Origin of the sequence: Exiguobacterium sp. s163 (assembly GCF_018617135.1) — a bacterium.
In the GTDB taxonomy this organism is placed as follows: Bacteria; Bacillota; Bacilli; order Exiguobacteriales; family Exiguobacteriaceae; genus Exiguobacterium; species Exiguobacterium profundum.
In genome coordinates this window covers 252,170-263,907 of record NZ_JACSJN010000002.1, presented here as the reverse complement: position 1 = coordinate 263,907, position 11,738 = coordinate 252,170, and the positions used below count along the sequence as shown (strand labels likewise).

17 protein-coding genes are annotated in these 11,738 nt (G+C 47.6%); 3 read left to right on the top strand and 14 right to left on the bottom strand.

Annotated elements, in window-relative coordinates:
• Positions 1–18 precede the first annotated feature (18 nt).
• The 6 genes from rsmH to KNO71_RS07840 all read right to left on the bottom strand — a co-directional run bounded on the left by rsmH (position 19) and on the right by KNO71_RS07840 (position 4,727).
• Complete coding sequence (gene rsmH / locus KNO71_RS07865; protein ID WP_078146645.1) at positions 19–951, bottom strand: 16S rRNA (cytosine(1402)-N(4))-methyltransferase RsmH; 933 nt, start codon at positions 949–951, stop codon at positions 19–21.
• Between the two features lie 159 nt (positions 952–1,110).
• Entirely contained in the window at positions 1,111–2,667 is a 1,557-nt protein-coding gene (gene bshC / locus KNO71_RS07860; protein WP_214687893.1) for a bacillithiol biosynthesis cysteine-adding enzyme BshC, read from the bottom strand.
• Between the two features lie 24 nt (positions 2,668–2,691).
• Positions 2,692–3,051 carry a DUF3397 domain-containing protein gene (locus tag KNO71_RS07855; RefSeq protein ID WP_047795445.1) on the bottom strand — a complete coding sequence of 120 codons (360 nt, stop codon included), beginning with the start codon at positions 3,049–3,051 and terminating at the stop codon, positions 2,692–2,694.
• A complete protein-coding gene (locus tag KNO71_RS07850; protein WP_251031964.1) occupies positions 3,045–3,884 on the bottom strand; it encodes a ketopantoate reductase family protein in 840 nt (279 codons plus the stop codon). Before KNO71_RS07850 ends, KNO71_RS07855 begins: the two co-directional genes overlap by 7 nt.
• A 119-nt stretch (positions 3,885–4,003) precedes the next feature.
• Entirely contained in the window at positions 4,004–4,177 is a 174-nt protein-coding gene (rpmF, locus tag KNO71_RS07845) for a 50S ribosomal protein L32 (protein WP_015881300.1), read from the bottom strand.
• 22 nt (positions 4,178–4,199) lie between these two features.
• Positions 4,200–4,727, bottom strand: coding sequence for a YceD family protein (locus KNO71_RS07840; RefSeq protein ID WP_015881299.1), 528 nt, complete (start codon positions 4,725–4,727; stop codon positions 4,200–4,202).
• 156 nt (positions 4,728–4,883) lie between these two features.
• Here KNO71_RS07840 and KNO71_RS07835 point away from each other — a divergent pair, with 156 nt between their 5' ends.
• Positions 4,884–6,014: a tRNA(Met) cytidine acetate ligase gene (locus KNO71_RS07835; RefSeq protein ID WP_214687891.1), complete on the top strand. Its 1,131-nt coding sequence runs from the start codon at positions 4,884–4,886 to the stop codon at positions 6,012–6,014.
• Here KNO71_RS07835 and KNO71_RS07830 read toward each other — a convergent pair.
• From KNO71_RS07830 to KNO71_RS07810, 5 genes are read right to left on the bottom strand one after another with little or no spacing between them, the layout of a single operon-like run.
• Positions 5,993–6,985, bottom strand: a complete 993-nt coding sequence (locus tag KNO71_RS07830; RefSeq protein ID WP_214687890.1) for a SepM family pheromone-processing serine protease — start codon at positions 6,983–6,985, stop codon at positions 5,993–5,995. The two genes, KNO71_RS07835 and KNO71_RS07830, sit on opposite strands and share 22 nt — an antisense overlap.
• On the bottom strand, positions 6,982–7,476 hold the full coding sequence (coaD, locus tag KNO71_RS07825) for a pantetheine-phosphate adenylyltransferase (RefSeq protein ID WP_015881296.1): 495 nt from the start codon (positions 7,474–7,476) through the stop codon (positions 6,982–6,984). The genes KNO71_RS07830 and coaD overlap by 4 nt, the downstream gene beginning before the upstream one ends.
• A 4-nt stretch (positions 7,477–7,480) precedes the next feature.
• The gene (gene rsmD, locus KNO71_RS07820) at positions 7,481–8,044 is read right to left on the bottom strand and encodes a 16S rRNA (guanine(966)-N(2))-methyltransferase RsmD (protein ID WP_214684548.1); all 564 of its coding nucleotides are present in this window, start codon (positions 8,042–8,044) and stop codon (positions 7,481–7,483) included.
• Positions 8,045–8,096: 52 nt separating this feature from the next.
• On the bottom strand, positions 8,097–8,351 hold the full coding sequence (locus KNO71_RS07815) for a YlbG family protein (protein WP_143406649.1): 255 nt from the start codon (positions 8,349–8,351) through the stop codon (positions 8,097–8,099).
• On the bottom strand, positions 8,335–8,784 hold the full coding sequence (locus KNO71_RS07810) for a YlbF/YmcA family competence regulator (RefSeq protein ID WP_015881293.1): 450 nt from the start codon (positions 8,782–8,784) through the stop codon (positions 8,335–8,337). The genes KNO71_RS07815 and KNO71_RS07810 overlap by 17 nt, the downstream gene beginning before the upstream one ends.
• Positions 8,785–8,916: 132 nt before the next feature.
• On the opposite strand from KNO71_RS07810, the gene KNO71_RS07805 reads away from it, so the two are divergent.
• Together KNO71_RS07805 and KNO71_RS07800 are read left to right on the top strand one after the other, a co-directional pair.
• The gene (locus KNO71_RS07805; protein WP_240499802.1) at positions 8,917–9,672 is read left to right on the top strand and encodes an ATP-grasp domain-containing protein; all 756 of its coding nucleotides are present in this window, start codon (positions 8,917–8,919) and stop codon (positions 9,670–9,672) included.
• A 104-nt stretch (positions 9,673–9,776) separates the two neighbouring features.
• Complete coding sequence (locus KNO71_RS07800; RefSeq protein WP_015881291.1) at positions 9,777–10,139, top strand: YugN family protein; 363 nt, start codon at positions 9,777–9,779, stop codon at positions 10,137–10,139.
• Between the two features lie 56 nt (positions 10,140–10,195).
• Here KNO71_RS07800 and KNO71_RS07795 read toward each other — a convergent pair whose 3' ends face one another.
• The 3 genes from KNO71_RS07795 to KNO71_RS07785 form a co-directional block, all read right to left on the bottom strand.
• Positions 10,196–10,687, bottom strand: coding sequence for a cysteine hydrolase family protein (locus KNO71_RS07795; RefSeq protein WP_214687889.1), 492 nt, complete (start codon positions 10,685–10,687; stop codon positions 10,196–10,198).
• Between the two features lie 144 nt (positions 10,688–10,831).
• Entirely contained in the window at positions 10,832–11,104 is a 273-nt protein-coding gene (locus tag KNO71_RS07790; RefSeq protein WP_078146636.1) for a hypothetical protein, read from the bottom strand.
• 5 nt (positions 11,105–11,109) lie between these two features.
• A complete protein-coding gene (locus KNO71_RS07785) occupies positions 11,110–11,724 on the bottom strand; it encodes an SCO family protein (RefSeq protein WP_015881288.1) in 615 nt (204 codons plus the stop codon).
• Positions 11,725–11,738 lie beyond the last annotated feature (14 nt).

Below are 11,738 nucleotides of genomic sequence, written 5' to 3'. Positions count from 1 at the left end.
TCCCTCCTACACTCTCGGTTATTTTTGTTTTTCGGCCACTCTCAACTTAGCAGAGCGTGAACGACGGTTATCTTCAAGTTCTCCCTCACTCGCCACGATTGGCTTACGCGTGATGAGTTTGAGTTCAGGTTCAAATTCTTTCGGAATGACCGGCAACCCCGGTGGTAATGGTGGATGCTGGCTTCGCTCTTTGAACACTTGTTTACAAATGCGGTCTTCTAACGAATGGAACGTGATGACACAGATGCGTCCATTCAATGCAAGTAAATCAATCGCATCTTGAACGGCGCGGTCGAATACGTTCAACTCATCATTGACGGCGATTCGAATCGCTTGGAACGTCCGCTTCGCCGGGTGTCCGCCTTTTCGTCTAGCTGGTGCAGGAATCGCTTCTTTAATCAAGTCGACAAGCTCGAATGTCGTCTCAATCGGTTTATCGGCACGGGCTTGCTCAATCTTTCGTGCGATTTGCTTTGAAAACTTTTCCTCCCCGTATGTAAAGAAAATACGAGCAAGTTCTCCGAACGACCATTCGTTCACAACATGATAGGCTGAAAAGTCCCGTGACCGGTCCATTCTCATATCGAGCGGTGCGTCATAGTTGTAACTGAACCCGCGCTCCGCCTCATCTAGCTGTGGCGAAGAAACGCCTAGGTCGAATAGTACACCGTCCACTTTTGTCACACCACGTTGGGCGAGTTCTTCCTTCAAGTGAACGAAATTGCTCTTTATAAACGTCACACGGCCTTCATAAGGAGCCAATCGCTCTTTCGCATGTGCGAGCGCGACGTCATCTTGGTCGAACGCATATAGTTGACCCGTCGTTAGACGCTTTGCGATTTCTTCACTATGACCCGCTCCACCTAACGTACAATCGACATATACCCCATCTGGTTTGATGTTCAATCCCTCAATGGACTCCATTTTTAAAACCGTTTCATGCTCAAACATTCAAAAAACCCTCTCAACCTACATATTTCAACTGTTTTATTACACTTACTTTATCATAAAAATGTCAAGGTCCGTACAGGTTTTTAGTGAAAAGAGGAAACAAAAAGGTAACAACGAAAAAAAGCTCCTGACAAATGTCAAGAGCTCTCCAAAAAATGATTATACATAGAACAAACATCGCTCCGAATCGGATTGTTCATATGCCTGTTTCAATCGTTGAAACACATCTAGTCCGTGACGATTTAATATCGGAACCATCGAGAGGATACGTTCTTGAGGGGCATCCATCGGGAACAGTCGGGTCGATAGATGAATCCGTCGTGCATTCAAGCGATATTGTTCTCGCTTCGATTCGGCACGCATCTCATCTGCCAATCGCTCGAGCACATGTCTCGACTTCGCCTCAAATCGTCTTCCTTGTTTCCCTGCCTCATGACTGACGGCCTCCGTGAGCGTCCGGTACGCATATAGCTCTTCTTCAAACGCTTCGTCGTCAAAGGCATGGTCCGGAAGCGGTTGCTTCATATACTGCTCCAATGTCACGCTTTCTTGACGAAGCTTCTTCTCATCATTTCTTGACACGATCAACCCACCAAGACGTGGCAAGAGAAGCGGCATCATCCAGCCCATCTCGTGGAAGAGCGGTCGAAGCTGGAGCCAGTAGGCAATTTCACCGGGACCTGCCACATACCCAAGAGTCGGGAACAAGAAATCCTGCATGAGCGGACGGGAGACCACGTTATTTGAGAAACGCTCCGGATGCGCCTCTATCTCTGTGAGCAGTTCGCTTTCAGTGAAGCGATGCCCTCGCTTTGTCGTGAACACGCCATCGACTTTTGTGAGCAGCTCTCGCGTTCCATCGTGATAAAACAGATGGGCCGCATCCTTGTTCAATTCGACCGACGGCATCCCTTCTTCATACGCATGACCGAGCGCTTCATGAAGCGCGTCATGATGCTCGATGAGACGTCGGAACATGGGTCGTTCGAGATCCCGTACGTCTCTCGCGTGCGGGTCAAACAATAAAAAGTCAGACCCGACGAATCGCCGCATCATGCCACCGAAAAAATGAGCGAACGAACGACTCACTTGAATGAGGTCAATCAGCTCATGATACAAATGTGAAGTATACGGTGTCTCTGTTTCATTCAGTAGAAGACGTTGCGCCATTTGAACAAGTTCGAGCTTTACCCGTTCGAACTCTAAGTCCCCTATCGATGCTTTTCCTGCAAGCGGTAACGATGACAAGGCATCTTTTTTCAACGTCCTCGAAAACGCCTGTGTTGTGAAGACATGGTTGATTTCAGCAAAGTCATGATCTTCCGTAGCCATCCAGAAGACAGGAAGGACCGGTTTCCCTAATTTCGCTTCAGCCTGTTTTGCCCGTTTGATGACCGCTAACAGTTTGTATACGGCAAACAAAGGTCCTCCATATACGCCGACCTGTTGCCCCGTCACCATCACGTACGCTTTTCGCTGAGCGAGTAACTCCAGCTTCGCTTCCAACTCTTCCGAAAGTTCCCCGAACTGTTCTTGTTGTCCCTTTATTATCTCGACGAGCTCCGACAGATGCTCATAGGTGCGCCCTGAGACCTCCTCGGCACGTTTTTCGATTTCATCCATCCCTCGATAATCGAGCCAGCGACCATATTCATGATCGATTTGAATCATCGGTGATGTGGATGCATATAGCGCATCAAATGCTTCTACCTTCACGTGTAACAACTTCCTTTCAATCAATCAACGAATCATGCCTTGGGCTATACCGATTGCGAATAAAATGGCGTGGGTCGGGACAAGTAGCAAGAAGAGTAACCGCCAGCCATGCACGAACATCTTCGTGAACAGCACTTCCTCATAACGAATCCGCTGCCAAATCGCGTTGATCGGGAAAATCGCACAGCACGCTGCGAGCAATAACAGCAACATATCTGTCCCGACGATGGCCTCAAGTAAAATACTGCATGCATAAAACCAAAGGATGACTCCGGCATCGCATGCGAGCTTGAATGAGTTGATTGATTTCGGCATAATTTTTCTAAGTATCATATACACCATAAACCATAAGATGAGTGGAAATGAAACGATATACACTAACACGATGCGCTCGCTCCTAGAATCAGTTTATGTAATAGCGGAATGACAGTGAGAGAAATCTGCATTTGTTCGGCTTTTTCAATCACCGGTTTCAAAATTGCATCCACCTCGGTCGGCCGACCTTCTTCAAGGTCGCGCAGCATCGAGGAGCGATTCTGTGCGGTACGTTCGACAATCGTCTCGATGTAGGAATACGAGACGTGCTGCGCAAACAACGGTGTCAACTCATCGTAAATCGATTGTGCGATTTCACGATATGGTGAGCCGGCGAGTGCTCCGTTCGGGACCCGGCATAATGCCGTGATGGGATTGATGATGGCATTAGCAAACAATTTTTCAATGACGACTTGCTCAATCTCTTCTTCCCACACAATGTGAAGTGGGCTCTCTTGAAATGATAGAGGGTGTAGTACCGATGTGCTTCCGATCCGAATCCGTCCGAGTCCACGATGCTCAACCTCATGACCACGCTTCGTCACCCCATGCTCGACGACACCTAAATGAAACCCTCGACGTTTCGCATATTCCAGATGGGCAATCCCATTCGAACAAATAAAGACGGGCACCTTACCCGAGAGGCGAGCCGTCGCTTCCTCGACTTGATGGGCTTTTGTCGTGACAAAAAAGAGATCCTCGTCCGTTTCTTGAAGCGTCTGACTGGAACGGAACGACACACGTGCCGTCCCTTCCGTCACGCCGGTCCGTGTGATGACAAGTGGATCAGATGACCCGCTTCTTCCGTAGAGCGTCACGTCGTAATCATCTGCGAGCAAAGATGCCATCAATAATCCGACCGCTCCGTTTCCGATGATACCAATTCGTTTGATGGAGTTCATCATGGTCATCCTCCTATTCGAACTATTTTCGCACAAAAAGTTTACCACATCTTTTCGCCATGACCCAAAAATGACAAACAAAAAAGGAGCGACCTGAGAACAGGTCACTCCTTCAAGCATTATTTGCTTGTTACTTCTTTACCGTTGTAATGTCCGCAAGATTTGCAAACACGGTGTGAAAGTTTCATTTCGCCACAGTTCGGGCACTCGTTCATACCAGGTACGTTGAGTTTGAAGTGAGTACGACGAAGACGTTTGCGAGTTTTCGACGTTCTACGGAATGGTACTGCCATCGTTGTCCACCTCCTTGATAAGTTAACCTTCCTCGTTCTCTTTTTTCGAGAACAGGTCGGCCAGTCCCGCGAAACGCGGGTCAATTTTTGGTTGGGCTTCGGGCTGTTCGTCAGTAAGCGTCCAGCCTTCTCCTTCAACCTGAGTTTTGTCTGTTTCGTTCCCGTAAACTTGCATCGGGACGTCTAACATGATGAGCTCTTTTACAATCGGTACAAGACTGATCGTATTTCCTTCTGGCAAATTCACGTCATCGAATTGCTCCGTATAACGCCCATTCTCCAAAAAGAAAGGCTCGAGCGATTCAATATCGAATTCATAAGTGACATCTTCTAACGTTCGCGCATCTGGCAACGTCAGGTCACCTTGAATCTTCAGATTGAATGTAACTTGATTAGATGTGAACGATGCATCCCCGTGCACATGCACCGGGCGAATCGAACGGATATCCGGATGGAGCTGAGTCAGCTCTGGTAGTTCTACCATCTCATCGATTGTAAAACCGTCACCCTGGTTTCGGAGCTTAAGTAGCTGTGCAATAGACCATTTCATCCGAATCACCTCAATTGCAACAATATGAATTATAGATAGGCCAACTTGTTTTGTCAATGTTTTTTCTTTACACTAAAATCAGTTGACGACGGCGCTTTGCCAAAGCGTACTTACTCATCTTACACCAATCCATACGACAATGCAAAGGAGTAAATCATGCAAAAGACGGCCATTATTGCAGAGTACAACCCGTTTCACAACGGGCACTATTATCAAGCGCAAACTGCACGTCACGAAACCGGGGCGGATGTCATGATTGCCATCATGAGTGCCCAGTTCACTCAACGGGGCGAACCCGCCTCGTTCGACAAGTGGAAACGGGCTAAGGCTGCCGTCGAGAGCGGTGCAATCGATCTAGTCATCGAGTTACCGACCCAGTACGGGGTCCAACGCGCCGACCGTTTCGCTAGCGCCTCCGTCTCGATTGCTGAACAGCTCCGTTGCCAGACGCTATCGTTCGGGAGTGAGAGCGGGGATATAGATGCAATCCTACATGCAGCCCGTTCACATGTCGAAGAGGCGCCACGTTATAAAGAGGCGCTTAAAGAAGCGCTACAAGAAGGGCACTCGTCCGCGCAAGCTTCGAGTCGAGCTTTTCGGACCGTCTATCCCTCGTTTGATTTGACGCGACCAAACAACATTTTGGGCTACCATTACGCCAAAGCAGCAAAATCGATTCAGTTACATACAGTCAAACGGCTCGGGGCTGATTATCATGACCCTTCATTAATGGATGTCATGTCGGCGACAGGCATTCGGACTCATTATTTAGGCACCGGTGAAGTTCGTGCCGTCCCGGCATCAACTGAAGCGATGTTTCGGACACGACCGATGACACATTGGGAACACTATTGGCCCGTCTTACAATTCAAACTGAGAACCTTGCCACTCCACACAATGACGGAGCTCGTAGGAATTGATGCTTCTCTCGCACCTCGTCTTAAGCAGGCGGGAGTCGAGCCTTCATTCGAACGTGCACTTGCTGTCGTATCGACACGTCGCTACACGCGTACCGCCATTCAGCGGGCGTTCGTCGCCGTACTGCTTCACTGGTTAAAAGTCGAGGCACCGACACGCTTTGATGAAGTCCCTTACGTGAGACCGCTTGCCTTCAACGATCTCGGACGACATGCGTTACGAGATGTGAAGGATGACGTGCCACTCGTCAGTAAGTTCGATGCCCGGCTCGATTTTGAAGCTCGTGTCACCGAAGCATATCGACTCCCGCTTCAAGATGATGCGTTGATCGAGCACCGGCAACGCCCTCAGTTCATCTCTTCTAAATAACGAATCGCATCCTCGACCGTCTTGACAGGGACGACTTCAATGTCACTGTTTAGGCGGTCTCGTGATTCCAGCGCCTCTTCATAATTTGAACCGGCCGGCACAAAGAAGACTTCAGCTCTTTCCTCGGCGGCGGCGACAATTTTCTGCCATGCACCTCCGATAGGTCCGACATTCCCTTCCTCATCGACCGTTCCGGTTCCGGCAATCCGTTTTCCATTTGCCAAGTCACCTGGCGTCAATTGATCATAGATTTCTAATGTGAACATCAATCCTGCAGACGGACCACCGACATTCGTCAAAGCGACATCGACTTCAGGATCAGCCGTGATTTCTTGAACGGGAAGTGGCTCATAGATTCCAATTCCGACACGATCCCCACTTTGATCGATCGGCTGAATGAGCGTTTGCACGACACGTTCTTCGCCGTCTCGTTCAATCGTCAACTCCACTTCATCGCCCGCCTCAAATTCCGATATGCGATTCAAAAAGTCGACGCGAGTGGCAAAGGACATCCCATCGATGGCCGAGATGACATCACCCGGCTTCAACACATTGGCCGCAAGGGACCCAGGAATCGGAGCAGATACATAAATTCCCTCGAAATCAACCGTCACGTCTTGATCTGCTAATTGATAGGCGTATTGGATTGCTGCTTGTTGAGAAGAGTCCATCAATAATTGTTGGCGACGTTCATAGTCTGCCTCACTCTCCCCATCGTATAAATAGCGACTGGATAAATTCGCTTCCGTGAACGGGGTCACCCAACTTTCAACTAACCAAAACGGAGTCGCACGGCGTTGTGAGATCGTCACCATCATCAGTTCCCCATCCTCTTTTTCGCCACCTTGGACGGTCAGGAACTCTTCAATTGAGGTCGCCGCTCCGGGTGAAGAGATGTAGTAAGGAAGTGGGACGAACAGGAAGAGAAGAACTGTGACGAGTAAACCGAGACCGATCTTTAACGATTTCATTGTCCCGAACTCACTTGATACTTTTTACGTAAGGCAATTTCAACCTGTTCCGGTACGAGCTCACTGACCGATGCCCCATATTTCGCCACTTCTTTGACAATTGACGAGCTGAGGAACGAATATTGACTATTCGTCATCATGAACAACGTCTCGACGTTCTCATTCAATTTTTTGTTAATTGATGCGATTTGAAGCTCGTATTCGAAATCTGAGACTGCACGGAGCCCACGGACGATCGTCGCCGCTTCCCGCTCTGCGGCGTACTCGACAAGCAATCCACCGAACGCGTCGGCCGACACGTTTGGCAGATGTGTCGTCACGTCTCGGATCAGTCCCAGTCGTTCTTCCACATCAAACAATGGGGCCTTGCTTGAATTTTCAAGGACGGCGACAATGACCTCGTCAAAAATGGCCGCCGCTCGTTCAATAATATCTAGATGTCCGTTCGTGATGGGGTCAAAGCTACCCGGACAAATCGCAATCCGTTTCATCGTGTCACTCCTCTGATGCGTACTCATAGAAACTGATGGTGATGACATCTGAGTATCGCTGTTCTTTAATTCGTTCAAATCGTCCTACTCGTTCCGGTAACGTCACGTCGCTTCCGTGTTCACAGACGATTACGCCGATATCCATCAAGAGATTCGACTCATCGATCATTTGTAAGAACGCCACATGTTCTTCCGCATGATATGGAGGATCCATAAAGATGAGCTTAAATTGTTCCTGTTGAACCTTGAGCTGTTCGAGTACCGCCTTGGCGTCTTGACGATATACTTTCCCTTTCACTTCATAATGGGTCGCTCGTAAATTCTCTTGAATCGTTTGGACGGCTTTCGGTTGACGATCGACAAAAATAGCTTCGTCACAACCTCGTGATAACGCCTCGATTCCGAGCCCACCACTGCCCGCGTACAGGTCTAGTGCTTTCCCGCCTGAAAAATAAGGTCCGATGATGTTGAATAACGATTCCTTCACTTTATCGGTCGTCGGCCGTGTCGCCGTTCCTGGGACCGCTTTTAAACGGGTCCCTTTTCGTTCTCCAGATATGACACGCATGTCTTTCCCTCCAGCAGAAAAGATGAAGGTGATGCCACCTTCATCTTTTTGTTTATTTCGATTTTGTCTCGTACGTTTCGGAAATGAATGGGCGTTCGCTTCGAACGACCGCTTCCACAAACGGCAATGCTTTCACTTGTTCGAGTACGGCTTCATGACCTTCGAGGTCAGTATAAAGAAACGCATACTTCTCTCGTTTTGAGACAAAGTAAAGATTCGCATAACGTCTTAACGCTTTCACTTGTTTCAAGGAATTCACGTATACGACGAAGCCAATCCGTTCATTCAACTTAGACGGCGCATCCACAACTTCCGCCTCCTCCGCAGCTACCTCCACCAGAACATCCACCTTCATCAAAGAATGGATTACCGGTCGGGACCTTGATTTTAGGAGAGACTGAATGAGCGAGTAGTTCACTCACTTCCCCTAACAACTTATCCAAGCTTCGTTCCGCTTTTTTGAACGCAGCGATTTCCGGCTGAACATCGAGACGACGTTTGATGAGATGCATCTCTTTTTTGATGCGGTCGTGGTCCGGATGATGCTTTCCGAATCGCTGGACATACTCATAGTCCTCTTTCATCTTCAAGAACTCACGCTCGATTTCCTTTGCTTCTTGTGATGCGAGACGTGCCGCTTTCGTTTGAATATATGTTTGAAACGATTCGCTTGCTTCAATCAAATCGGTCAATTCTTCTGTTTGATCGAGCAGGGCAATCGTCTGTTCAGTGATTATCATACCCCTCACCCTTTCTGCCATGATTTTACCACAATTGTTTCCCTATGTAAGCAATCCACACTATAATTGAAGTTGACCGCAAGGCGTTCCATGTAGAAAGGAAGTGAACAGACGCAACCGATGCGTCTACGTATGAAAAAAGTTTCTTTTAATATGATCCGATCGGCCGGTATCAAGACGGATTATGCGAAACCCGAATATTATTTCGATCAGCTCGATAAGGTTCGCGCTGCCGACCTCGTCCTGTTCCCTGAATATTGGATGGTCAATTCCATCATCTACGGGATGAATAAAGCAATCTTCCCATCACCTGCGACTTATCACCTCGGGCACGACAAGATCGAGATGACGCGCGCCTTTAAAGCGACATATCCGCATCGGATTCCGAAGACATTGATTTATGGAAAGAACCCATACACGATTGAACGCGTGTTGGAAGAATTCCACTACCCGTTCGTCGCCAAAAAAGCCAAATCCTCAATGGGTCAAGGGGTATGGTTAATCAAAAATGACCAAGACTGGTTAGAATACGTCGAGAATCATGATACGTTCTATGTCCAAGAGTTCATCCCGAATGATCGCGACTTACGCATCATCGTGATTGGAGAAGAGGTAGTCGGTGCCTATTGGCGTGTCAGTGAGGCTTTTTTAAACAATGTCGCTCAAGGGGCTAACTTCTCGTACGAAGACATCCCGGAAGACGTCGTCCAAGAAGTTCAATCGATTGCCAACACGTTATCTATCAATCACGCAGCGTTTGACGTCATCGTGACGGAAGAAGGATTTTACATTTTGGAATTCAACGTCTTTTTCGGATCAGAAGGACTGCTACCTCTTGGCGTGAAACTCCCTCAAAAAATCGAGGAATACTTAAATTCACTCGGCTGATTAATCGTTCATCTTTTTTTCACAATTTGAACACACGTTATTCCAAGAACGTTTTTGAATATGGTATGATGACATATGAGGTTTATTCGAAAAGGGGGATTATGATGAAATTTGAGCAGTTCCACATCGAGGGAAAAGAAATCCGTTTTGGTTTGCTCGAGACGATCATGGATCATCATCATTTCATCCGTGAAGGTGCTTGGGATTACGAGCGTGCCACGTATGACATGAAATATGAGAAACAATCGACTGGCGAAACATTCTATCTTCGCTTACCTGTATACGCGATCGAAGGTCAAATCGAAGATCGTCACGCTGTTGTCAAAATGCTTACACCGATTTTAGGAAAGCATTATTATCCACACGGTGTTGAATACGATGAAGTCTTCCCAGAAGAAATCGTCCGCGACTGTGAGCGCCGTCTAAAAGCACTCGCAGAAACATTAGAAGTCAAACCCCTTGCATAAGCGAAGGGGTTTTTCTTATAGGCTCACATAAGTCGAGTCAAACGTTGTTTGGCAATTTACGCCGACAAGTCCTTTGATTCGATGATCACGCACCCTTTACTTTTATAATATATAATCATATCTTCTATTTTTTTCAAATCGTAGCTCGTGATGCAATCCGACAAGACGCTAACGGCATAGTCAGATTTCCGCAGATTGTAGCAAGTCGACTTCACACAGGCGGTCGCATCAGCCCCAGTGATATAAAACGTATCGATGTGATGCTGTTCAATGAACGTCACAAACGCTTCGCTCGTCAAAGCGTTGCCCTTGTATTTTGTAAACACGTGATCGGACACGAGCTTCAAATCTGGTGCTAATTCCGCTCCTCGCGTTCCTGTTTTGAACGTTCTCGTCCCCGCCGATAAATTTTCATGCCGGATATAGACGATATGTAATTTCTTTTTGACCGCCCAATCGATTGCTTTATTGATGTTGTCGATGATTGCTTTGTAATTTTTCGTGATGTCATTTTGAATGTCAATAACGACTAAAGCCTGGTTCTGCATATTTCACCCTCCTCCATTTCTAAAAACGAACATTTGTTCGATTTAGTATTTAGTATAGCAAAGTTCGCCTCTGGAAGATATAGTCATGAGAAACACAGCGTCGAGCATATAAAAAAAGAGGCCCTTTGCGGGTCCTCCTTTATGTCATGTCGCAATGACGGTCAACGTCACATCGACTTGACCGAGCAATAAATCGAATTGGTCTCGAACATAGCGATACAATCGCTCTGCCTCGACGAGTGATAATGGTGCAATGATTTGATAATCATAGTGGTCTTTCGAGCGAGAGACGACTTTCACTTCTTTCAAGCCGAATTCAATCGCGCTACACGCGATCAAATCTTCAATCGCCCGTTCTGCAATCGTCACGTCTCCGTATGAATAGTCATTCCCAATCACAGCCATCGTATCGTTCATGGTGATCACTCCTTTTCATTCGCGAGCACTTTAACGTCCTCCATGATAGATTCGATATCGACCGGTTCATCCCCTGCCGTTGCCATCTGCGCGACAGCCCGGACATCATGATGGCGGTCGATGACGTACATCGTCGTCGCATGCGTCACGAGTCCGCTGTTCGCCTTCGAATAATAGAACTGTAGCTGGCGCGTGATCCGATCGATGTCTACCTGGTCTCCCGTCAACATCTTCCATCCAGTCGGCTCCGCTTGGAATGCTTCCCCGTAATTTTTCAGAACGGGCACGGTATCCACCTCCGGGTCAACCGTGATCGCAACGAGTTCTACGTCCGATCCGTATAAGTTCTCTTTTTTCAATTCTTTTTCGAGCTTCATGAAATCACGTAACGTGAGCGGACAAATATCTGGACAGTTCGTATAGAAGAACGTCACAATCTTCACTTTTCCGTTGTCGGAATCATAGGTCTCTTCATTTAATGCGTTCGTTAATGTGAACGGGGTTGGCTCTTGAATGACGGGTAGGTCGTCTTGATTGAAGAAAACAAAATACACGGCTACTCCGATGACGACAAGCGTCAAGACGGTCAAACCGACCGTCAAATAGCTATTCCGTTTCATACAGCTCTCCCTCT

Coding starts and splice junctions, on each gene's coding strand:
- rsmH (WP_078146645.1), bottom strand. CDS start 951: ATGTTTGAGCATGAAACGGTTTTAAAAATGGAGTCCATTGAGGGATTG.
- KNO71_RS07850 (WP_251031964.1), bottom strand. CDS start 3,884: ATGAACTCCATCAAACGAATTGGTATCATCGGAAACGGAGCGGTCGGA.
- rpmF (WP_015881300.1), bottom strand. CDS start 4,177: ATGGCAGTACCATTCCGTAGAACGTCGAAAACTCGCAAACGTCTTCGT.
- KNO71_RS07840 (WP_015881299.1), bottom strand. CDS start 4,727: ATGAAATGGTCTATTGCACAGCTACTTAAGCTCCGAAACCAGGGTGAC.
- KNO71_RS07835 (WP_214687891.1), top strand. CDS start 4,884: ATGCAAAAGACGGCCATTATTGCAGAGTACAACCCGTTTCACAACGGG.
- KNO71_RS07830 (WP_214687890.1), bottom strand. CDS start 6,985: ATGAAATCGTTAAAGATCGGTCTCGGTTTACTCGTCACAGTTCTTCTC.
- coaD (WP_015881296.1), bottom strand. CDS start 7,476: ATGAAACGGATTGCGATTTGTCCGGGTAGCTTTGACCCCATCACGAAC.
- rsmD (WP_214684548.1), bottom strand. CDS start 8,044: ATGCGTGTCATATCTGGAGAACGAAAAGGGACCCGTTTAAAAGCGGTC.
- KNO71_RS07810 (WP_015881293.1), bottom strand. CDS start 8,784: ATGATAATCACTGAACAGACGATTGCCCTGCTCGATCAAACAGAAGAA.
- KNO71_RS07805 (WP_240499802.1), top strand. CDS start 8,917: ATGAAAAAAGTTTCTTTTAATATGATCCGATCGGCCGGTATCAAGACG.
- KNO71_RS07800 (WP_015881291.1), top strand. CDS start 9,777: ATGAAATTTGAGCAGTTCCACATCGAGGGAAAAGAAATCCGTTTTGGT.
- KNO71_RS07795 (WP_214687889.1), bottom strand. CDS start 10,687: ATGCAGAACCAGGCTTTAGTCGTTATTGACATTCAAAATGACATCACG.
- KNO71_RS07790 (WP_078146636.1), bottom strand. CDS start 11,104: ATGAACGATACGATGGCTGTGATTGGGAATGACTATTCATACGGAGAC.
- KNO71_RS07785 (WP_015881288.1), bottom strand. CDS start 11,724: ATGAAACGGAATAGCTATTTGACGGTCGGTTTGACCGTCTTGACGCTT.